The organism is Mesorhizobium sp. 8 (assembly GCF_006351905.1).
Lineage (GTDB): Bacteria > Pseudomonadota > Alphaproteobacteria > Rhizobiales > Rhizobiaceae > Mesorhizobium > Mesorhizobium composti.
The window spans coordinates 2167140-2187743 of the sequence record NZ_CP040914.1 but is presented as its reverse complement, the minus strand read 5'-3'; the positions used below and the strand labels follow the sequence as shown (position 1 = coordinate 2187743).

Genomic DNA, 20604 nt, shown 5'->3' with positions numbered 1-20604 from the left:
GGGGACCAGGTGTCGAGCGACGTCGTAGCCGTGCCGCGCAAGACGCGGGGGCCATGGGCCCTCGCTTTTGCGAAGCTGACGGGAAACAGGGCCGCCATGGCGGCCCTGGCCGTCTTCGTCCTGATCGTCATCGCTTGCCTCAGCGCGCCGCTCTATGCGCGCTGGGCCGGCGTCGATCCGTTCGTGTCGACGCTCGACAGGATCATCACCATCGACGGGCAGGACGTGCCCGTCATGGAGCAGTCCACCGAGGGGCTGGGGCTTGGCTACACGCCGCTCGGTCCGACGTGGCGGCTCGGCAACTACTTCCTCGGCGCCGACAACCAGGGCCGCGACGTCATGGCCCGCCTGCTTTACGGCGGGCTCAACTCGCTCCTCATCTCCGCCGTCGCGACCGTGCTGACGCTTCTCCTCGGCACGGCGACTGGGCTGGTCGCCGGCTACTTCGGCGGCCTCACCGATACGGTACTGTCGCGGCTGCTCGACATATTGTGGGCCTTCCCGATCTACCTTCTGGCGATCTCGCTTTCCATCGTCACCATCGCGCAGGGCATTTCCATCGGGCCTATAACGATCGAGTCCGGCAGCCTGTGGTTGCCCATCATCATCATCGGTATCGTCTACGTTCCCTATGTGGCGCGACCCATACGCGGGCAGGTGCTGTCGCTGCGCAACAGCGAATTCGTGCTTGCGGCCATCAATCTGGGCGTGCCTGGACCGCGTATCCTGTGGCGCGACATCCTGCCGAACGTGACGACCACGCTCATCGTCTTCGTGCCGCTGATGATGGCGCTGAACATGCTGACGGAGTCGGCGCTTTCGTTCCTGTCGATCGGCGTGCAGCCACCCGACGCGAGCTGGGGCACCATCATCCAGGACGGGCAGGCGCTGCTCTACACGCGTCCGCTGGTGGCGCTGGCGCCCGGCATCGCCATCGCCGTCTCGGTCATGGCGCTCAACGTCTTCGGCGACGGCCTGCGCGACGCGCTCGACCCGCGCTCCAAGATCGAGCTGGGGCGGGACTGATGATCTATCCGATCCTGCGCCGTCTCGCCCAGATGCTGTTCGTGATGTTCGGCATTTCGGTGATCGTCTTCCTGATCTTCTTCGCCACGCCCGGCGCCGACCCGGCCGCGCGCATCGCCGGCCGTAACGCTTCGCCCGAGGTGCTGGAGGCGGTGCGCCATTCCTTCGGCTTCGACCGGCCGCTCTACGTGCAGTATGCGCTGATGATGCAGAAGATCTTCGTCACCGGCGACCTGACCTCCTTCGTCAATCGCGGCTGGAAGGTGGTTCCGGCGGTGCTGGACTCCATTCCCGTCACGCTGTCGCTGGTGTTCGGCGCGGCCGTGCTGTGGGTGGTGTTTTCGATCCTCATCGGCGTCGTCGCGGCCGCCACCCGCGACAGCTGGCTGGACAAGCTCCTGATGGCGCTCGGCCTGCTCGGCATTTCCATGCCGGTCTACTGGGTGGGCGAGGTGATGAACCTGTTCAGCCAGAGCCGCTATCACGACACATGGCTGTTCTCCTGGGTGCCGTCGCTCGGCTACGTCAATTTCTCCGACGACCCCAAAGGCTGGTTCCTCGCGCTGGTCATTCCCTGGATTACGTTGTCCATCCTCTATATCGGCATATACGGGCGCGTGCTCAGGGCGGCGATCATCGAATCCATGCAGGAGGACTATATCCGCACCGCCCGCGCCAAGGGCCTGTCGGAAACCCGTATCCTGCTGCGCCACGCGCTGCGCACGTCTCTGATCGCCTTCGTCACCCTGTTCGGACTGGACTTCGGCGCGCTGGTAGGCGGCTCCGCCCTTTTGACCGAGGTCGTCTTCGGCCTGCAGGGCATCGGCAAGCTGACCTATGACGCGCTGCAGAGCCTCGACCTGCCGATGATCATGGCGACAGTCATGTACGCTTCGATGTTCGTCGTCATCGCCAACGCGGTGGTCGATTTCGTCTATATCCTCCTCGATCCGCGCGTGAAGACGTCATGATCCTCTCCGTGCGCGACCTGAAAGTCTCCTTCCGCACCGACGACGGCGTGGTGCGCGCCATCGACGGCGTCTCCTTCGATCTTGCCGAGGGCGAGATCCTCGGCGTGGTCGGCGAATCCGGCTCGGGCAAGACCGTGTCGCTGCTGGCGGTGATGGGGCTCATCACCGATCCCAACGCGGTGATCGAGGGCTCGATCCGCTACAAGGGCAGGGAGCTGGTCGGCCTGCCGGCCAGCGAGCTTCGCCTGCTGCGTGGCAACGAGATCGCCATGATCTTCCAGGACCCGATGACAGCGCTGACGCCGGTCTACACGATCGGCTGGCAGATCGCCGAGCAGATCCGCGCGCATCAGCGCATCGGCAAGGCCGCGGCCATGAAGCGCGTCGAGGAGTTGCTGGCGGAGGTCAACTTCCCCAATCCGCACGAGGCGATGTCGCGCTATCCGCACCAGCTTTCGGGCGGCATGCGCCAGCGTGCGGTGATCGCCATGGCGCTGTCCTGCAACCCGGCGCTGCTGGTCGCGGATGAACCCACCACCGCCCTCGACGTGACCGTGCAGGCCGGTATCCTGGACCTTGTGCGCAAGCTCAGGGCGACCCACAATTCGGCGGTCGTCTTCATCACCCACGATATGGGCGTGGTGTCCGAACTCGCCGACAGGGTGATGGTCATGTATGCCGGACGCATCGTCGAGCGCGGCAGCCGCCAGGATCTTTTCGCCGATTCCCTGCATCCCTATACGCGGGCGCTGCTCGGCTCCATCCCACCGCTGACCGGCGACAAGCCCCACCGCCTGCCGGCCATTCCCGGCTCGCCGCCGTCGCTGCTGAGGCTGCCGAAGGGATGCGCCTTCGCGCCGCGCTGCCCGGTGCGCTACGAACCCTGCGATCTCGGCAAGCCGGCCCTCGGCGACGGCAACCACGCGGCCGCCTGTTTCCGGACGGCGCAACCATGAGCGCGCGCATGCAAGGTACGGACCAGCCCATCCTCGAGACGCGCGCGCTCGGCAAGCGCTTTTCCATCGGCACCCGCTTTTCCTCCGAGGGCCGCCGGGTGGTGCATGCCGTCGACGATGTGTCGCTCACCGTGCAACGCGGAGAGACGCTCGGGCTGGTGGGGGAATCGGGCTGCGGCAAGTCGACCCTGGCGCGCTGCCTGGTCAGGCTCTACGACATCACCGAAGGCCAGCTCCTGTTCGAAGGCGAGGACATCACCGGAAAATCGCTGGCCGGGCTGAGGCCGTTCCGCCGCCGCCTGCAGATGGTTTTCCAGGACCCGTCCGCATCGCTCAACCCGCGCCGCCGCGTCGGCGACCTGGTGGCCGAGCCGCTCAGGGTGCATGGCAAGCTCGGCGCCAAGGCCATCCGCGAGCGCGTCGTCGAATTGTTCGATCTGGTCGGGCTGCTGCCGGATCATGTGGTGCGCTATCCGCACGAGTTTTCCGGCGGCCAGCGCCAGCGCGTCGGCATTGCGCGCGCCATCGCGCTCAATCCCGATCTCGTCGTGCTGGACGAGCCCGTCTCGGCGCTCGACGTGTCGGTGCAGGCGCAGATCGTCAACCTGCTTGCCGATCTTCAGGAAAAACTGAAGCTGACCTACGTCTTCATCGCCCACGACCTGTCGGTGGTGCGCCAGGTCTCGAACCGCATCGCGGTGATGTATCTCGGCTCGATCGTCGAGGAGGGGCCGTCCGAGGCGGTTTTTTCCGCGCCGGCGCATCCCTACAGCCAGGCGCTGATCTCGGCCGTTCCGGTGGTGGAGACGACGCCCGGCGGGCGCCGCAGGCGCATCATTCTGTCGGGCGACGTGCCGAGCCCGCTCAACCCGCCCACCGGCTGCCGGTTCCACCCGCGCTGCCCCGTCGCACAGGAACGCTGCGCCCGCGAACGCCCGGCCCTTGTGGAGCACAAAGCCGGCCGGAAAGTCGCCTGCCACTTCCCGACGATATGACGGGCCGTCAGCCAACGGATAACGATGCCCGCCGAAGAAGAACCCGGTTGCGCCGATACCGTCCGTGGAAATAGATGCGTCCGGTCGCGTGCTTCGGGACGCTGCCGCGCGGCAGGGTCGAGATGGCGGCGACTGACGCCATCTTCGGGACGCTGCCGCGCGGCAGGGTCGAGATGGCGGCGACTGACGCCATCTTCGGGACGCTGCAGCATGACACACCGTCCCCTGCTGGCGGCCGTCGCCCCGGATCTGCCCTGAAAGGAAAATCCCCCATGCTTCTTCTGAACGACCTGCCGGAGCGCCGGACGCTCGTTGCTGCCGTGACGGAGGTCTTTTCGCGGCGGGTCGCCAGTCAGGCGGCGCCGGGTGCGCGGTTCATGGTTTTCGACGCTTCGGGCCCGGCGTTCGACGGCAGTTTCGGCACCGCCGGGGCGGCAGGGACGCCGCCGGCATCGCATGGCCGCTTTCGCGTGGCTTCCTGCACCAAGAGTTTCACCGCCGCCGCGATCCTGTGCCTGCGCGACGGCGGACTGCTGTCGCTCGACGCACCGGTGACGGACTACGTGCCCGAACTTAAGCCGACGCTGCCGGCCGGCCAGCCGGAGGCGCCGACATTGCGGCTGCTCCTGTCGATGGCCGGCGGCTTTCCGACCGACGACCCCTGGGCCGATCGGCAGGAATCGCTTTCCAACGAAGCCTTTCGCGCCGTGTTGCGCGCCGGCGTCCGCTTCGCCACCGCGCCGGGAACCCGCTACGAATATTCCAACCTGGGCTATGCCCTGCTCGGGCAGGTGATCGAGGCGGTCGGCGGCAGGCCTTATCCCGTCTACGTGACCGAGACCCTGTTGAAGCCGCTCGGCCTCGACGAGACCGGCTTCGACTTTGCCGCCGTGCCGGAAGGTTCTCTGGCGACCGGATACCGCAAGGCCGGCGAAAGCTGGGTGGCGCTGCCGTTCAGCGGCCCCGGCGCCTTCTCTTCCATTGGCGGCATCGTCACCACCGCGTCTGATCTGGCGCGCTGGGCTGGCTGGCTGTGCTCGGCCTTTTCTCCGGCTTCGGGAGAGGCCGGACCTCTCAGCGCCGCCAGCCGGCGCGAGATGCAGCGCATCCAGTGCGCCATTGTACCGGAGCAGGCGGACGACCTGCGCCTCGAGGGCTACGGTTATGGCCTGCTCGTCGAGCATCATGCGCGCTTCGGCCTCGTCGTCAGCCATTCGGGCGGCTATCCCGGTTTCAGTTCGCACATGCGATGGAACCCAACCACCGGGCTCGGCGTGGTGGCGATGGAGAACGCCACCTATTCCGGCGCCTGGGATCCCGCGTCCGAGGCGCTTGGCCTGATCCTCGACGCCGCGGCAACCGTGACCGCGCCGGCGCCTGCGGCGCCCGCCGCCGTCAAGCGGCTGGCCGATGGGCTGCTGCGGCTGCTGTCGCAAGGCTGGGACGAACAGACAGCGGACGCGATCTTCCAGGAGAACGTCGCTCTCGACGTCCCCTATGCGGAGCGCGCGCGGGAGCTCGATTCGCTGCGGGGAAAGGCGGGAGCGCTGGAGGCGGCCGGGGCGCGCGTCGTCGCCACGGACAGCGGTGCCGTCGCCGGCGGCTACGGCCGCTTCGAGCTGCGCGTGCCCTGTAGCGCGGGAGAGGTCGTCGCGGCTGTGCGGTGCGGGCCGGCCGAACCGATCCGGGTCGAGACGGTGACCTGGCGGGTCGAATAGACGCGGGCGCGGCTTATTGTGGCCGGTGGGGTCTGACGTTCCGGCCCGACAGGTGAAGGTTCCATGCCGCTATACTGCCGGCAACTTTCTTACGTGGTCACATTCTTCGAATTGAGGATCGGCGTTGCGCGGTCAAGGCCCCTTGCGGAAGGCCTCGAACACCATCGCGCGCAGCCAGCGGTGGCCGGCGTCGGCGTCCATGCGCGGATGCCATATCTGCGATATGACGAGTTCGGGCATCGCGACGGGCAGTTCGAACAGCGCGATGTCGTAACCGGGCAGCGTCAGGCAGGCCGAGCGCGGGACGAGCCCCAGGAGATCTGAAGCCGAGACCACCGCGATCACCGCGGGAAAGCCCGGAACGACCACCGTTACCCTGCGCGCGAGCCCGAGGGCGGCCAGCGCTTCGTCCGCCGGGCTCGACCGGCCACGCCGCCGCGCGAAAACAACATGGCCCCATGCGCACAGGCGCTCCGGCGTCACGAGCCCGTCGAGCAGGGGATGGCCCGTCCGAGCGACACCGACATAGCTGTCGCGATAGAGGGTCTGGGCGCGAAGCTCGCCGGCATCCTCGGAGATCACCCCGATCTCGAGATCGACCGTCCCGTCGCGCAGTGGCCCGATGTCCTTGTCGGGCTTCGGCACGAAGCGCAGCCGCACGCCCGGGGCGACGGCGGACACCGCTGCGCTCAGCTTCGCGGCATAGAGCTGGGTAAAGGCCTCGTTGGCGCGGATGGTGAACTCGCGCTCCATGTGCCTGGGATCGACGGGTTGCGGCGGCCGCAACACCGCTTGCGCGCTCGCCGACAACGCGTGGACCTCCTCCGCGATGGCCTCGGCGTGGGGCGTGAGCACCATCGCGCGGCCGGCCGGCACCAACACCGGATCGTCGAGCGCCTCCCTGAGCCGCGACAGGGTGCGGCTCATCGCCGAGGTGCTGAGCCCGAGCTTTCCCGCGGCCCGTGTCACGCTGCGCTCCTGCAGCAGGACGTCGAGGGCGGTGAGAAGATTCAGGTCGACGTCACGCATGGCGTTTCATGCAAAGGTCAATTGAGTTCGTTGCGTCTGGTGCAATTTCCGGCAGCGCCATATCAGGACGGAGCCACAAAGGAAAGCTCCCATGTCCCAGCCTGCTCTTGAACCCCACGCCGACGGCTTGCCGGCGCCGCGCCGCTATCTCGCCGTGGCCGTCCTCCTCCTGACGCTGGTGCTGGTCGTCCTCGACATCGCCATCGCCAACATCGCCCTGCCCTCCATCGCCGCCTCGCTGCACGCCAGTCCGGGCGATACGGTCTGGGTGGTTTCGAGCTACCAGCTTGCGGTCCTGGTGGCGTTGCTGCCCTGCGGCGTCATCGGCGAGATGATGGGTGCCAGGCGGGTCTTCCTCGCCGGCGTCGCACTCTTCACGCTGGCCTCGGCGGCCTGTGCCTTCTCCGGCACGCTCTCCATGCTGGTGGCCGCGCGGTTCGTGCAGGGCTTGGGGGGCGGCGCGATCATGGCGCTGGGCATCATGAACCTGCGCTTCTCGGTGCCGCAGCGCCTGCTCGGCACGATCATCGGCATCAACGCGATGACGATCGCCATCTCTTCAGCCGCCGGACCGGGCATTGCCGGTGCGATCCTCGCTGTGGCGCCCTGGCCCTGGCTCTTCGCCGTCAACGTCCCGCTCGGCATCGTCGTGCTGGCGTCGGGCGCAGCTCTTGCCCGTACTGAGGGCGTGCCGCGCCGGCTCGACGGCAGGGCTTTGGCCGCCAACACGTTGATGTTCGTCCTGTTCTTCCTCGGCGCCGACCGTATCGCGCAGAACCCGGTCTTGGGCGGCCTGATGATCGCCGGGGCGGCCGTCTGCCTGTTTACGCTGCTGCGGATCGAGCGCCTGAGTGCTGCGCCGCTCGTGCCGATCGACCTTTTGGCCACGCCGGCGTTCCGGGTCGCCGTCATCGCCTCGGTCTGCTGCTTCACTGCTCAGATGCTCGGGCTGATCGCCTTGCCCTTCTATCTACAGCACAGGCTCGGCATGACGGCGACCGAGGCAGGCCTCTATATGATGCCCTGGCCGGCGGCGGTGGCGGTGATCGCGCCGATTTCGGGGCGGTTGGCCAACCGGGTGAAGACGGCCTGGCTCTGCGCCGCGGGCGGTGCCCTGCTGGCGGTCGGACTTGCAAGCGTCGGCCTGTCGCCAGTCGAGGCAGACAGAACGATCTTCATCGTCGGCACGGTGATCGCCGGCCTCGGCTTCGGCCTGTTCCAGACACCGAACAACCGCATCCTGCTTCTGTCGGCGCCCAAGGCGCGCAGCGGCGGCGCCGGCGCCATGCAGGGCACCGCGCGGCTGACCGGCCAGACCCTCGGCGCCATCGCCATGGCAGTCGTCTTCGGCGTCGTCCCGCTGGCTTCGGCGCCGGAGGTGGCGCTTGTCCTGGCCGCGGCTGCCGCAGCCCTCGCCGCCGCCGTCAGCCTCGGGCGCGTGCGCCACGAGGCGGCAAGCTGGACCCCGGCAGTGGGGAACGCGTCCTAGCCATCCGCGCGTTGCACGGCGCGTGCACCCTAACGACCGGTCGGCTGGTTTCACGCCTTTTCGACCGGATCGACAGGCCTCGACCGTAACGCCCCGGAGGATTTCCAGATCGCTTCCACCATCGTGTCGCTTGTCTTTTCCAGGCTGCGATACAGCCGGATCTCGAGATCGAGGGTCCAGGCGGGATCGCTTGAACAAGCGACGAGGGCACCGCTGGCAATTTCCTTCGCGACGAGACTCTCCGGCAGCCAGCAGATGCCGGCACCCGTCAGCGCCAGTTCCTTGAGACCGGCGCTGATGCTGTTTTCGTGCACCGTCTGGCGCCGGAACGGAACGCGCTTCGAAAACAGCCGCCCGAGGGCGACGCCGAAGAAGGAACTGAAGCCGTAATCCAGATAGGGCAGGGCACGCGTCGCTGTCCCGGCTTCGTCCAGAATGCCGGCTGCCGGTCTGGTCGACGCATCGAGGCGCAATCGCGGCGCCGCGACGGGGATGAGCCGATCCGATCCGATCGTCAGAAAGGCGAATTTGTCGCGCTCGAGATGAAAGGGCACTTCCTTGTGCGCGTAGGTCAGGAAGAAGTCGGCCTCACCGTCCGTCAGTGCGGCGAGGTTGGCCTCGATGCCGCCTCTGTCGGCGATGAAGGAGGTCCCGAACCTGGGGGTGTCGCATTGCAGTTCCTGTAGCCAGGTCGGGAAGAAGGTGATGGTCAAGGTGTGGAGGGCGGCGAAGCGGACAAGCCCCTGCTCTGTCGGTGGGCGCAGCGATTCGCGCACTGCATAAAACATCCTGATGGCGTCCTGTGCCGTCAGGAGAAAATTCCGTCCGGCCGGCGTCAGCTCCGCCGGCATGGTGGCGCGGCTGATGAGCGGCGCTCCCACCCACGTCTCGAGTTGCTTGATGCGCCGGCTGAAGGCGGGCTGGGTGACGTTGCGGATTTCGGCCGCGCGCGAGAAACTCGACGTTTCCGCCAGCGTCACGAAATCCTCCAGCCATTTGATTTCCATGCGATGCTTCCATGCGACTGGCCGCCGGTCCGGTCGTCATTCCGGCATAATGGCGGACTTATGCAAATTTTACATGATTGGTTGCGAAAACCGAATTGGCCATGTGGTCGCAAACGCCACAACCTAGGTGCAACGAACAAGCCGGCGGTTCGAGCCGGCGTCCAGGAAGGGGACAATCGGGATTTCGCCGTCGGTCCGGCGGCGTTTCATGCCATCGCAGCGAAATGGCGCGGCCCGGCGAGGCGGCGGAGCGGATTTACCGTTATCGCCGCGCGCCTCGGCGACGCCAAGGGAGAATGAAAGCAATATGAATTCCGTAAGCAAGGCCGATCTCGTCCTGCATGGCGGCAAGGTCTGGACCGGGTATGGCAATCCGATTGCCGAGGCGGTCGCCGTCGTCGGCAACAAGGTGTTGGCCAGCGGCTCGAACGCCGATATCGAAGCGCTGACCGGACTGGACACGAAGGTCGTGGACCTCGCCGGGCGCTTCGTCATGCCGGGCCTCAACGATGCGCATCTGCATCTGATCTCGACGGGACTGCTGCGCGGCAAGGTCGACGCCACGGCCGATGCCGCACCGACCCGCGCCGCGCTGATCGCCGCCTTGCAGGCGCGCGCCGCCGGGACGCCGAAAGGTGCCTGGGTGATGGCGCGCGGCTTCGACCAGACCCGCTATCCCGACGGGCTGATGCCCACCGCGCAGGAACTGGACGCGGCTCTGCCGGACCATCCGGTTTCGGTGACGCGTGCCTGCGGCCACGTTACCGTCGTCAATTCGCGCGCGCTGGCGCTTGCTGGCATTGATATCGATACGCCAGATCCGGACGGTGGCTTGATCGGGCGCGAGAACGGCGCGCTCACCGGCATGCTGGCCGAGAACGCCCAGAACCTCGTCTACGATATCCAGCCGACGCCCTCGCTGGCCCAGATCGTCGACGCCATCGAGGCGGGCGGCCGACACCTCTTGCAGTTCGGCATCACCTCCTGCATGGACGCCGCTGTCGGCCAGATCGACGGCATGACCGAGATCGAGGCCTACCGGCAGGCCGAACAGAGCGGCCGGCTGCCGGTCCGTGTCTGGGCGACGCTGCTGGGCGATCCGGGTTCCTCCATCGTCGAGCCCTGCCATGCAGAGGGCCTCGTCACTGGTACGGGCAGCGACATGTTTCGCATCGGCGGCGTCAAGGTCTTCACCGACGGCTCTGCCGGCGGCCGCACGGCCTGGATGCGCCGGCCCTATGTCGGCCAGCCCGACAATTTCGGCGTCCAGATGCTGCCCGACGCGCAGCTCTTCGAACTGGTCGACCGCTATACGGCGATGGGCTACACCATGGTCTGCCACGGCATCGGCGATGCCGCGATCGACCAGCTCATACGCGCCTATGAGCGCGTGCGCGCCGCCGATCCCGGCCACAAGCACCGCCACCGCATCGAGCATTGCGGCTATGTCGACGACGCGCTTAACCAGCGCATGCTGAAGGCAGGCATCCTGCCGGCGCCGCAGCAGGCCTTCATCTACGATTTCGGCGACGCCTATGTCACCGTTCTCGGGCCGGAGCGCGGCTTGCATTCCTACCCCATCGCCACCTGGGACCGGTTGGGGATGAAGCCGTCGACCGGCAGCGATTCGCCGGTCTGCTCGCCCAATCCCTTCCCCGACCTCTACGCCATGATGACGCGCAAGACGCACAAGGGCACGGTGATGGAGGCTTCCGAGATCCTGACGCCCGAACAGGCTCTGCGCGCCTATACCGAGCACGGCGCCTATTCACAGGGCGCGGAGGCGGTGAAGGGCCGGCTGGAGCCGGGCATGCTGGCCGACATCGCCGTGTTCTCCGGCGACTTGCTGACCGCAGCGCCCGAGGCCATTCTGCACGGTACGCGCTGCGATATGACAATTCTGGATGGGCGCATTGTCCATGACAGAGGATGAGGGGGAGGCCGGGTGCGCCCGGCTCCGACAGAAACAAGCGACAACCACAAGGGAGGACTTCAGATGTTGACCAGACTTGGCCTGATAGCGGCGCTGGCGCTCGGAACGGCAACCGCCGCATGGGCGCAGGACGCCACCCCGAAGGACGGAGGGAAATTCGTCTTCGTGGCGCCCTACGGCAACGCCATCACCTCGCTCGATATTACCGCGACGCCGCATACGCAGGACGAGATCGTCGGCAAGGCGATCAATCGCTCGCTCTACAAATGGAACCCTGAAAGCGGCAAGCCGGAGCTCGACCTGGCGGAATCCGTCACCGTGTCGGACGACGGCAAGACCTATACCTACAAGCTCAAGGATGCGACCTTCCACAACGGCGACAAGCTCGATGCCGATGACGTGATCTGGTCCTACAACCGGCTGGCCGACCCCAAGAAGGCGCTGCCGGGCGCCGAGCAGATGCTGCAGATCGCCGGCGTCGCCGAATACCAGGCAGGCAAGGCCGACCACATTTCAGGCCTGAAGAAGATCGACGATCGAACCGTTGAGATCACCGTCATCAACCTGGCCAATCCCGGCTGGAACCTGATGTCAAACTATGCGCCGATCTACTCCAAGGATTATCCGGAAGACCAGCTCGCCTCCAAGCCGAACGGCCTCGGGCCGTTCAAGCTGGCCAACTACGTTCCCGGCTCGAAGGTCGAGCTGGTGAAGTTCGACAACTTTTTCGAGAAGGGCAAGCCGCATCTCGACAAGCTCGACATCATGCTGATGGGCGAGGCACCGGCCCGCGACGTCGCCTTCCGCAACGGCGAGATCGACGCCAACGTGCTGGGCCCGGTGCAGTATGAAGCCTATACCCAGGACGCGGCGCTGAAGGATCACATCCTCGAAGTGGCCGAGGTCTATACGCGCAACATCGGCTTCAACCCGAAGATCGAGGCGTTCAAGGACAAGCGCGTCCGCCAGGCGATCAACTACGCCATCAACAAGGACCTGATCGTCGAGAAGCTTCTGAAGAACAAGGCCTATCCGGCGGTCTCCTGGCTGCCGATCTCCTCGCCGGCCTTCGACAAGAATGCCAAGCCCTACGCCTACGACCCCGAGAAGGCCAAGGAACTGCTCAAGGAAGCCGGCTTCGAGACCGGCCTGAAGTTCTCGGTCACCGCGACCTCGAACGAAAGCTGGGGCCTGCCGATCGTCGAGGCGATCATCCCGATGCTCGCCAAGGTCGGCGTCACGGTGACGACCGACCCGGTGGAGAACTCGGTCCTGTCCGACAAGATCCTGTCCGACAATTTCGAGAGCTTCATCTGGTCCAACTCGTCGGGTCCCGACCCGCTGAAATACCTGACCTGCTTCTATTCCAAGACGCCGCAGAACGCCTGCAACTACGTCAAGTTCAACAACGCCGACTTCGACAAGCTGATCGACCAGGCGGGCAACGAGACGGATCCGGCCAAGCAGAACGACATCCTGCGGCAGGCCAACAATCTGCTGGAAGAAGAGGCGCCGGTCTGGTTCTTCAACTACAACAAGGCGGTGATGGCCTACCAGCCCTGGGTACACGGGCTGAAGCCGAACGCCATGGAACTGGCGATCCAGGACTACGAGGATATCTGGATCGACGACAGCGCGCCCGCCTCGCGCAAGTAGCGCGGTGACATGCCGGCGGCGGACGGGCGCACTCCCGCCCGCCGCGCGGCGCCCACCCCTTGCGAGGCAAAACCGTTCATGCTGCGCTTCATCATTCGCCGTTCGCTCCAGATGATCCCGACCCTTCTGGCGGTCGTCCTCATCATCTTCGTGATCTTCAGCGTCGTTCCCGGCTCCTTCATATCGAGCCTGATGGCGGAAGGACGCAATGTCATGAACGCGGAGGTGCTGGCGCATCTGAACGAGCAGTTCGGGCTGGACAAGCCGCTGCCGGTGCGCCTGTGGGACTATCTGTGGGGCCTGGCGCATTTCGACCTTGGAATCTCCTACCGCACGCGCGAACCGGTGTGGAACGTCATCGAGCCGCGGCTATGGCCGTCGATCAAGCTGGCGCTGACGGCGATGGCCTTCGCCGCGGCGGTTGGCATCCCCCTCGGCTTCCTTGCCGCGCTCAAGCCCGGTAGCGTGTTCGACACCGGCACCATGATGCTGGCGGTTTCGGGCCTGTCGGTTCCCGAATTCTGGCTCGGCCTGCTTCTGATGTACGTCTTCGCGTTGCAGCTCGGCCTGCTGCCCAGCTTCGGCTATCAGCCCGGCAGCATCCGCCACATCATCCTGCCCGCCATCGCGCTCGGCGTGTCGCCGATGGCGTTGCTGGCGCGGACCACCCGCGCCGGCGTGCTGGACGTGATGAACGCCGATTTCGTCCGCACCGCGCGTGCCAAGGGGCTGTCGGAGCCGCGTCTGGTGCGCGCCCATGTCACCCGCAACGTGCTGGTGCTGGTGCTGACCACGCTCGGCCTCCAGATCGGTTCGCTGATGGGGCAGGCGATCGTCATCGAGAAGCTGTTTTCGTGGCCGGGCATCGGCTCGCTGCTGGTCGACAGCGTGGCGACGCGCGACATTCCGGTGGTGCAGGGAACCGTCATCGTGATCGTGCTGTGGTTCCTCGTCATCAACATGCTGGTCGACGTCGCCTATGCGGCCATCGATCCGCGCATCAAGGTGACCTGAGTGATGCGGCTGCGCTTCAATTTCACCCTTGGCCTGCTGCTGGCGCTACTCGTCATCGTCGCCGCGATCAGCGCCGGCTGGCTGGCGCCCTACGATCCGGTCATGGACGCCGACCTGATGAACTCGGAGATGCCGCCTAGCTGGGAGCACTGGCTGGGCACGGACGGGCAGGGCCGCGACGTCTTCTCGCGGGTCCTCTACGGCGCGCGGGTGTCGCTCACCGTCGGCCTCGTCTCGCAGCTGATAAATTCCTGCATCGGCACGGCGCTCGGCGTTTCGGCCGGCTATTTCGGCGGCTGGTGGGACGATCTGGTGAACGGGCTGACCAACGTCATGCTGGCGATCCCGTCGCTGGTGTTCGCGCTCGCCATCATGGCGGTGCTGGGGCCGGGCCTGCCCAGCCTGCTTATCGCGCTCGGCCTGACCAACTGGTCGTGGACCTGCCGCATCGCACGCAGTTCCACCCTTTCGCTCAAGAGCCAGGGCTTCGTGCAGGCCGCCAAGACGGCGGGCTTCGGCGACACCAACATCATGCGCACGCAGATCTTGCCGAATATCCTCGGTCCTGTGCTGGTCATCGCCACCCTCGGCATCGGCGGTGCTGTGCTGGCGGAGGCGGCGTTGTCCTTCCTCGGCGTCGGCATCCGTCCGCCACAGCCGAGCTGGGGCAACATGCTGACCGACGCGCGCGAACTGATCCGCACCGCGCCCTGGGCGTCTGTCTTCCCCGGCCTCGCCATCTTCGCCACGGTGCTGGGCTTCAACCTTCTGGGCGACGGGCTGCGCGACATGCTCGACCCGCATATGAGGACGCGCAGGACATGAACGGCGCGTCTCCCGTCCCGCCCAGCCCCGTCCTGTCGGTCCGCGACCTCACCATCGGCGTCGGCCGCAGCGCCGAACTCCTGCACGGCGTCTCCTTCGACATTCTGCCCGGCGAAACCTACGGCCTCGTCGGCGAATCCGGTTCGGGCAAAAGCATCACCGGCCTGTCGGTGATGGGGCTGCTCAAGCGGCCGCTGGGCGTGACCGGCGGTTCGATTCTCTTTCAGGGCGAGGATGTGCTGAAGCTCGGCCGCCGCGCCCGGCGCAAGCTGCGCGGCGACCGCATGGCGATGATCTTCCAGGAGCCGATGACGGCGCTGAATCCCTTGGCAACGATCGGCCGGCAGATCGCCGAGATGTTCGTCGTGCATCGCGGCATGGGCTGGCCCGAGGCGCGCAGGAAGGCCGTCGAAGCGCTGGAAAGCGTTCGCGTGCCGTCGCCCGAGGAGCGTGCGCGTTCCTATCCGCACCAGCTTTCCGGCGGCATGCGCCAGCGCGTCATGATCGCCATCGCGCTGGCCTGCCGGCCCGACCTTTTGATCGCGGACGAGCCGACCACGGCGCTCGACGTCACCGTGCAGGCGGGCGTGCTGGAGCTGATCGCCGAGCTTTGCAAGGCCGAGGGAACGGCGGTGCTTCTGGTCAGCCACGACCTCGGTGTCATCGCCAATATGTGCCGGCGTGTCGGCGTCATGGATCGCGGCCGGCTGGTCGAGGAGCAGGACACGAAGGCGCTGTTCGAGAACCCGCTGCATCCCTATACGCGGGGCCTTCTGGCTGCGCGTCCGCGCCTGGGTTCGCGACCGGTTGCCGGGCGTGGCCGCCTGACCGAACTCGACGAGGTCGTCGCCGACGAGGAACGCGGCCGCGATGCGCCGACGCTGACCACGCCGCGCGGCTTGCGGCTGGAGGCGACCGCATGAGCCGGCCGCTGCTGGAAATCCGCGACCTCACCGTCCATTTCCCGCTGCCGCGGCAATCGCCGCTCGGTCGAAAGCGGACGCTGCGCGCCGTGCAGGGCGTGAACCTCACTTTGAACGAGGGGGAGTGCCTGTCCATCGTCGGCGAATCCGGTTGCGGCAAGTCCACGACGGCGCTCACCGTCATGGGCTTGCAGGAACCGACCTCGGGCGAAATCCTGTTTCAGGGCAAGCCGCTGACGGGGGCCGGCGCGCCCTCCCGCAAGGAGCGCGCGCGCATCGCCCAGATGGTGTTCCAGGACCCTTATGCCTCGCTCAATCCGCGCCAGACCATCGGCCGCATGCTTTCGTCGCAACTCGCGCTGCACGGCATCGCCAGGGGGCGGGAGGCCGACGATCGCGTAGCCGCCATGCTGAAGCGCGTCGGCCTGATGCCGGACCACGCCGACCGCTATCCGCACGAGTTCTCCGGCGGGCAGCGCCAGCGCATCGGCATCGCGCGGGCCCTGATGCTCGACCCCAAGATCCTCGTATTGGACGAGCCGGTATCGGCGCTGGACGTCTCGATCCAGGCGCAGATCATCAACCTGTTGATGGATTTGCAAGAGACACTCGGCCTCAGCTACATCATGATCTCGCACGATCTCAGCGTCGTCGAGCATGTCAGCGACCGCGTGGCGGTGATGTATTTCGGCCGCGTCGTCGAGGAGGGTGACTGGCATTCGATCTTCAGCCGTCCGACGCATCCCTATACGCGCCGCCTCATCGGCTCGGTTCCCGATCCCGATGCGATCCTCGCCGGCGCCCGCGGCGTACCGGACGCCGCCCCCGTCCCCGACGCGGCGCGCTTCTCGCCCGACATTTCGCGCCGTCCGGATCCCGACGAGGAACCGGAGCCGAGCGCGCTCGTGTCGATCGGCGAGAGCCACAGCGTGCGCCTCGCGCAATAGCCTTCACCACAGAGACCGCCGATGCCCTTCACCGTCCTCACCGCCGAGTTCATGCACGAGTCCAACACCTTCTCGCGCTACCGCACCGACCTGCCGCAGTTCGCGATTGACCAGCTGTTCTACGGCGACGAGGCGATCCGCGTCCGGCGCGACGCCAACACCGAACTGGCTGGCTTCATGGACGTGGCCGAACCCGCCGGCTGGACCGTCGTCCACGCGGTTTCGGCGCACGCCGTGCCGGGCGGGCGGGTAACAAAAGCTGCCTACGACCATATCGCCCGCGTGATCCTGGATGCGGCGCGGACGAACAGGGACCGGCTCGACGGCGTTCTGCTCGGCCTGCACGGCTCGATGGTGCCCGATTTCTGCGACGACGGGGAAGGCTACCTGCTCGGCCTCCTGCGGGCCGAACTGGGCGAAGAAATCCCCATCGCTGTGACGCTCGACCTGCATGCGATGGTTTCGGAGACCATGGTCCGGCACGCGCAGGTCTTCGTGTCCTACAAGACCTATCCGCATGTCGACATGCGCGAGATCGGCGCTCATGCCGCCCGCATCCTCGATCGCGCGATGAAGGGCGAGATCGCGCCGCGCACCGTGAGAGCGCATGTGCCGATGCTGGACGAGGCGAATGCCGGCCGCACCGACATCCCCGAGACGCTGGCGCTCTACGACCGTGCCCGCGAGGCGGAGGCGGCAGGATTGCTCGCGGTTTCCGTCAACGCCGGCTTTACCGGGGCGGACGTCTCCTGCGTCGGGCCGACGGTGCTCGCCACCTATGACAGCCGCGATCCTCAGGCTGAAGCCGCCGCCCGGCGTATCACCAAGGACCTTGCCGACGCGATCTGGCAGGGGCGCACGAGAAAGCGCAACGTCTTCATCGAAGTCGAGGAGGCCGCCGCCGAGGCGCTCGCCTGGACGGGCGACAAGCCGCTGGTCATTGCTGACTATGCCGACAATCCCGGAGCCGGCTCCTACGGCGATTCGACGGCGCTGCTGAAGGGCCTGCTTGACGCCGGCGTGAAGGGCGCTGTGCTTTCGCCGATGGTCGATGCCGAGGCGGCTGCGGAACTGCATCGCCGCAAGGAAGGTGAAACCGTCACGGTGACGATCGGCGGCAAGGGCGCGCCGGACTTCGGCGGCGGGCCGCTGGCGGTGACGGGCGCGATACGAAAACTCTCGGACGGCGCCTATGTCGGCGACGGGCCGATCCAGGGCGGGCTCGCCCACAGTTTCGGGCCGACCGCCGTGATCGACGTCGACGGCATCGAGGTGCTGGTCGTTTCGGAAGCGCAACAGATGGTGGATCTGCAGCAACTGCGCGCCTTCGGCATCGAGCCCACAGCCCGCCGGGTGCTCACGCTGAAGTCGATGCAGCATTTCCGCGCCGCCTTCGAGCCGATCGCCGGCAAGGTCATCGTCTGCGACGCCGGTGCGCTGGCGACGCCGCGAGCGGAACGGCGTCCCTATGTCCGCGCGCCGCGCCCGCTTTGGCCGCTCGACAAGGATTTCGAGCGGGATTGATTTTTGCCTTGGGAGCCGCAGTGCGATCGTCTGTGGAGCCGGTCCGAGCCGACGACTGAAGTTTCCTTGCCCGGTCAGAGCGAGCCGAAGAACCGTTGCAGGCGGTCCATCGCCTCGGTGACACGCTCGGTCGACTGCGAGCCGAAGCAGACCCTCAGATGGCCTTCGCCGGCGGGGCCGTAGAAGGAGCCGGCCTCGACCACGACATCGGCTTTTTCGAGGATCAGTTCGGCCAGTTGCTGGGCGGGGAGCCCGATCTGCGAAATGTCGGGGAAGGCGTAGATGGTGCCCTCGGGCCAGTCGCAGATGACGCCCGGCATCTGGTTGAGCCGCGAGACGACGATGTCGCGCTTGGCGCGGTCTTCCTGCACCAGCTCGGCGAGGATTTCGGCCGGACCGGTCACCGCCGCATAGGCGCCTTCCTGGATGAAGGTGTTGACGTGGGTGACGTCGCTGGTGGTGATCTTGAGAATCCCCTCGATCATAGCGGCGGGCGCGGCGAGATAGCCGATGCGCCAGCCGTCCATGGCGAAGCTCTTGGTGAAGGCGAACATGGAGACGGTGCGCTCGGCCATGCCGGGCAGCGAGGCGATGGAGATGTGCTTCGCGCCGTCGAAGAGGATTTCCTCGTAGACTTCGTCGGAGATGACGACGAGATCGTGGCGGATGGCGATGGCGGCCAGCGCCTCCAGCTCGGCGCGGCTGTAGACGCGGCCGGTCGGATTGCACGGGTTGACCAGGCAGATCATCTTGGTGGCGGGGGTGATCTTCGCCTCGATGCGTTCGGCGTCGATGGCGAAGCGGTTGGCCGCGTCGAGCTCGGCGAAGACCGGCTTGCCGCCGGCCAGCTCGATCTTGCCGAGATGCTGCGGATAGTAGGGTTCGAGCAGGATGACCTCGTCGCCGGGATCGACCAGCGCCATGATGGCGGCGAAGGAGGCGTGGGTGAGGCCGTTGGTGACGACGATGCCCGAAGCATCGACAGCAAGGCCGTTTTTCGCGCGCAGTTTTTCCGCGAGGGCGGCGCGCAGCTTCGGCAGGCCCTGGAAATGCGAATAATGGACGTTGCCGGCCATCAGCGCGTTGGCGGCCGCCTGCTTTACCGGCAGGGGCGTGTCGGCGTGCGGGCTGCCCAGTTCCATATGGATGAGGTCGCGGCCCGAGGCCGCCAGCGCAGCCGCCTTTGCGTACATGCCGTAGGACTTCTTGCTGCCCTTGGTGATGCGTTGCGCGAGATAGGTCATGGGAACGTCCGGTCTGGAAGGCTACGGTCTTGGTCGTGGATCGCGGCGGGACGTGCCCGCCGCGATCCCCTGTCGCGGTGCTACTTGATCTTGTCCTTGAGTGCGGCGACGTCGTCGGCGCTCAGTTCGCCTGTGGTCTCAACCTTGCCGTCCTTGATCTGCCACAGACGGAAGGGGCCGGTGATGTCGCCGTACTGGTCGAAGTTGACCGGGCCGATGACGCCTTCGTAGCGGATCGGCTTGCCTTCCTTGATCAGCTTGAGCGCCTTGGCGAATTCGTCCTTGCCGGCGAAGATCGGTTCGCCCTTGGGATCGACCACCTTGTAGATGGCGTCGCGGATCTTGGCCGGGTCCGGTCCGCCCGCCTCGGCGATCGCCAGCCCGACGATGGCGCCGGCGTCGTAGGCGCGGTCGGCGGCCGGGTTGGTCGGTTCGATGCCGCCGGAGAAGGCCTTGTAATTCTTCGTGAAATAGTCTGTCGATTTGGTCGGGCTGGTGCCCGACGAGGTGCCGCGCGCCTCGTTCAGATATTCGGCGCCGACGGAATCGATGAAGTCTGGGCTGTTCATGCCGTCGTTGAGCAGGAACTTCTGCACGCCGCCCTGCGAGATCCAGGTGCGGGCGATGGTGGCGCCGTCGACGGGCGTGCTGATGAGATAGAGCGCGTCCGGCTCGCCGGCCATTGCGGCGGTGACTTCCGAGGCATAGCTGGACTGCTTTTCGTTGTAGGGCGTCTGCGAGACGATGGTGCCGCCGAGCGCCTTGTAGGCCTTGGCGAACTCGGCCTCCATGTTGACGCCGAAGTCGTTGTTGACATTGATGACGGCGAGCTTCTTGTAGCCGCTGTCGATGGCGTATTTGGCGGCGGCCACGCCCTGCAGCGCGTCCGAGGTGATGGTGCGGAAGAAGATGCCGTTGGTCTTGCCGTCGCGGCCGAGCTGGGTCAGCGTCGGCGAGGAGGCGGCGGGCGAGACCTGGACGATCTTGGCCGGCGCGGTGACCGAGGTCAGGATCGGGATCGTCACCGAGGAGATGATGCCGCCGATGATGGCCGGCACCTTCTTGACCTGCACGAGCTGGGTCGCGGCATCGACTGCGACGTTGCCGGTGCTCTGGCTGTCGCGCGTGTCGGTGACGAGGTCGCAGCCGTTGACGCCGCCGGCGTCGTTGATGTCCCTGAAAGCCATCTCGACCGACTTGGCGCCGGCCTGGCCGTATTCGCCGGCGGGGCCGGTCAGTTCCATGACGACGCCGACCGTGACCTTGCAGTCGGCGGCATGGGCGCTGCCGGCCGTGCCGGCGAGCAGCAGGGCGGCGGTGAGTTGAAGCATTGTTTTCTTCATTGCA

17 protein-coding genes are annotated in these 20604 nt (G+C 66.6%); 13 read left to right on the top strand and 4 right to left on the bottom strand.

Features of this window, described 5'->3' with window-relative positions; translation table 11 throughout:
- The first annotated feature begins 9 nt into the window (after window positions 1-9).
- The 5 genes from FGU64_RS10590 (at window position 10) to FGU64_RS10570 (ending at window position 5666) form a co-directional block, all read left to right on the top strand.
- Window positions 10-1026 (top strand): ABC transporter permease, encoded by a 1017-nt coding sequence (locus FGU64_RS10590; protein ID WP_136359671.1) that lies wholly within the window; start codon window positions 10-12, stop codon window positions 1024-1026.
- On the top strand, window positions 1026-1997 hold the full coding sequence (locus FGU64_RS10585; protein ID WP_139953264.1) for an ABC transporter permease: 972 nt from the start codon (window positions 1026-1028) through the stop codon (window positions 1995-1997). Before FGU64_RS10590 ends, FGU64_RS10585 begins: the two co-directional genes overlap by 1 nt.
- Window positions 1994-2953 carry an ABC transporter ATP-binding protein gene (locus FGU64_RS10580; RefSeq protein ID WP_139953263.1) on the top strand — a complete coding sequence of 320 codons (960 nt, stop codon included), beginning with the start codon at window positions 1994-1996 and terminating at the stop codon, window positions 2951-2953. The genes FGU64_RS10585 and FGU64_RS10580 overlap by 4 nt, the downstream gene beginning before the upstream one ends.
- Before the next feature lie 8 nt (window positions 2954-2961).
- Window positions 2962-3948: a dipeptide ABC transporter ATP-binding protein gene (locus FGU64_RS10575; protein ID WP_139955343.1), complete on the top strand. Its 987-nt coding sequence runs from the start codon at window positions 2962-2964 to the stop codon at window positions 3946-3948.
- A gap of 272 nt (window positions 3949-4220) precedes the next feature.
- Complete coding sequence (locus tag FGU64_RS10570; RefSeq protein WP_180375679.1) at window positions 4221-5666, top strand: serine hydrolase domain-containing protein; 1446 nt, start codon at window positions 4221-4223, stop codon at window positions 5664-5666.
- 132 nt (window positions 5667-5798) lie between these two features.
- Here FGU64_RS10570 and FGU64_RS10565 read toward each other — a convergent pair whose 3' ends face one another.
- Window positions 5799-6695, bottom strand: coding sequence for a LysR family transcriptional regulator (locus tag FGU64_RS10565; RefSeq protein ID WP_139953261.1), 897 nt, complete (start codon window positions 6693-6695; stop codon window positions 5799-5801).
- A 91-nt stretch (window positions 6696-6786) separates the two neighbouring features.
- On the opposite strand from FGU64_RS10565, the gene FGU64_RS10560 reads away from it, so the two are divergent.
- The gene (locus FGU64_RS10560; RefSeq protein WP_139953260.1) at window positions 6787-8184 is read left to right on the top strand and encodes an MFS transporter; all 1398 of its coding nucleotides are present in this window, start codon (window positions 6787-6789) and stop codon (window positions 8182-8184) included.
- 50 nt (window positions 8185-8234) lie between these two features.
- Here FGU64_RS10560 and FGU64_RS10555 read toward each other — a convergent pair whose 3' ends face one another.
- Window positions 8235-9191: a LysR family transcriptional regulator gene (locus FGU64_RS10555; RefSeq protein ID WP_139953259.1), complete on the bottom strand. Its 957-nt coding sequence runs from the start codon at window positions 9189-9191 to the stop codon at window positions 8235-8237.
- Window positions 9192-9498: 307 nt separating this feature from the next.
- On the opposite strand from FGU64_RS10555, the gene FGU64_RS10550 reads away from it, so the two are divergent.
- The 7 genes from FGU64_RS10550 (at window position 9499) to FGU64_RS10520 (ending at window position 18013) form a co-directional block, all read left to right on the top strand.
- Complete coding sequence (locus FGU64_RS10550; RefSeq protein ID WP_139953258.1) at window positions 9499-11124, top strand: amidohydrolase; 1626 nt, start codon at window positions 9499-9501, stop codon at window positions 11122-11124.
- 63 nt (window positions 11125-11187) lie between these two features.
- A complete protein-coding gene (locus FGU64_RS10545; RefSeq protein WP_136359679.1) occupies window positions 11188-12780 on the top strand; it encodes an ABC transporter substrate-binding protein in 1593 nt (530 codons plus the stop codon).
- Window positions 12781-12858: 78 nt separating this feature from the next.
- On the top strand, window positions 12859-13794 hold the full coding sequence (locus FGU64_RS10540; RefSeq protein WP_136359680.1) for an ABC transporter permease: 936 nt from the start codon (window positions 12859-12861) through the stop codon (window positions 13792-13794).
- 3 nt (window positions 13795-13797) lie between these two features.
- The gene (locus FGU64_RS10535; RefSeq protein ID WP_139953257.1) at window positions 13798-14619 is read left to right on the top strand and encodes an ABC transporter permease; all 822 of its coding nucleotides are present in this window, start codon (window positions 13798-13800) and stop codon (window positions 14617-14619) included.
- The gene (locus tag FGU64_RS10530; RefSeq protein ID WP_139953256.1) at window positions 14616-15542 is read left to right on the top strand and encodes an ABC transporter ATP-binding protein; all 927 of its coding nucleotides are present in this window, start codon (window positions 14616-14618) and stop codon (window positions 15540-15542) included. The genes FGU64_RS10535 and FGU64_RS10530 overlap by 4 nt, the downstream gene beginning before the upstream one ends.
- Entirely contained in the window at window positions 15539-16489 is a 951-nt protein-coding gene (locus FGU64_RS10525) for an ATP-binding cassette domain-containing protein (RefSeq protein WP_139953255.1), read from the top strand. Before FGU64_RS10530 ends, FGU64_RS10525 begins: the two co-directional genes overlap by 4 nt.
- Window positions 16490-16510: 21 nt before the next feature.
- Entirely contained in the window at window positions 16511-18013 is a 1503-nt protein-coding gene (locus FGU64_RS10520) for a M81 family metallopeptidase (RefSeq protein WP_139953254.1), read from the top strand.
- 74 nt (window positions 18014-18087) lie between these two features.
- On the opposite strand, the gene FGU64_RS10515 is transcribed toward FGU64_RS10520, so the two are convergent.
- Both FGU64_RS10515 and FGU64_RS10510 read right to left on the bottom strand, forming a co-directional pair.
- Window positions 18088-19257 carry an aminotransferase class I/II-fold pyridoxal phosphate-dependent enzyme gene (locus tag FGU64_RS10515; RefSeq protein WP_139953253.1) on the bottom strand — a complete coding sequence of 390 codons (1170 nt, stop codon included), beginning with the start codon at window positions 19255-19257 and terminating at the stop codon, window positions 18088-18090.
- Between the two features lie 80 nt (window positions 19258-19337).
- Window positions 19338-20600, bottom strand: coding sequence for an ABC transporter substrate-binding protein (locus FGU64_RS10510; protein WP_139953252.1), 1263 nt, complete (start codon window positions 20598-20600; stop codon window positions 19338-19340).
- Window positions 20601-20604: the final 4 nt, after the last annotated feature.

Bases quoted from the DNA above. Each gene is read 5' to 3' on its own strand.
- FGU64_RS10585 (WP_139953264.1), top strand. From the start codon at position 1,026: ATGATCTATCCGATCCTGCGCCGTCTCGCCCAGATGCTGTTCGTGATG.
- FGU64_RS10580 (WP_139953263.1), top strand. From the start codon at position 1,994: ATGATCCTCTCCGTGCGCGACCTGAAAGTCTCCTTCCGCACCGACGAC.
- FGU64_RS10575 (WP_139955343.1), top strand. From the start codon at position 2,962: ATGCAAGGTACGGACCAGCCCATCCTCGAGACGCGCGCGCTCGGCAAG.
- FGU64_RS10570 (WP_180375679.1), top strand. From the start codon at position 4,221: ATGCTTCTTCTGAACGACCTGCCGGAGCGCCGGACGCTCGTTGCTGCC.
- FGU64_RS10565 (WP_139953261.1), bottom strand. From the start codon at position 6,695: ATGCGTGACGTCGACCTGAATCTTCTCACCGCCCTCGACGTCCTGCTG.
- FGU64_RS10560 (WP_139953260.1), top strand. From the start codon at position 6,787: ATGTCCCAGCCTGCTCTTGAACCCCACGCCGACGGCTTGCCGGCGCCG.
- FGU64_RS10555 (WP_139953259.1), bottom strand. From the start codon at position 9,191: ATGGAAATCAAATGGCTGGAGGATTTCGTGACGCTGGCGGAAACGTCG.
- FGU64_RS10550 (WP_139953258.1), top strand. From the start codon at position 9,499: ATGAATTCCGTAAGCAAGGCCGATCTCGTCCTGCATGGCGGCAAGGTC.
- FGU64_RS10545 (WP_136359679.1), top strand. From the start codon at position 11,188: ATGTTGACCAGACTTGGCCTGATAGCGGCGCTGGCGCTCGGAACGGCA.
- FGU64_RS10540 (WP_136359680.1), top strand. From the start codon at position 12,859: ATGCTGCGCTTCATCATTCGCCGTTCGCTCCAGATGATCCCGACCCTT.
- FGU64_RS10535 (WP_139953257.1), top strand. From the start codon at position 13,798: ATGCGGCTGCGCTTCAATTTCACCCTTGGCCTGCTGCTGGCGCTACTC.
- FGU64_RS10530 (WP_139953256.1), top strand. From the start codon at position 14,616: ATGAACGGCGCGTCTCCCGTCCCGCCCAGCCCCGTCCTGTCGGTCCGC.
- FGU64_RS10525 (WP_139953255.1), top strand. From the start codon at position 15,539: ATGAGCCGGCCGCTGCTGGAAATCCGCGACCTCACCGTCCATTTCCCG.
- FGU64_RS10520 (WP_139953254.1), top strand. From the start codon at position 16,511: ATGCCCTTCACCGTCCTCACCGCCGAGTTCATGCACGAGTCCAACACC.
- FGU64_RS10515 (WP_139953253.1), bottom strand. From the start codon at position 19,257: ATGACCTATCTCGCGCAACGCATCACCAAGGGCAGCAAGAAGTCCTAC.
- FGU64_RS10510 (WP_139953252.1), bottom strand. From the start codon at position 20,600: ATGAAGAAAACAATGCTTCAACTCACCGCCGCCCTGCTGCTCGCCGGC.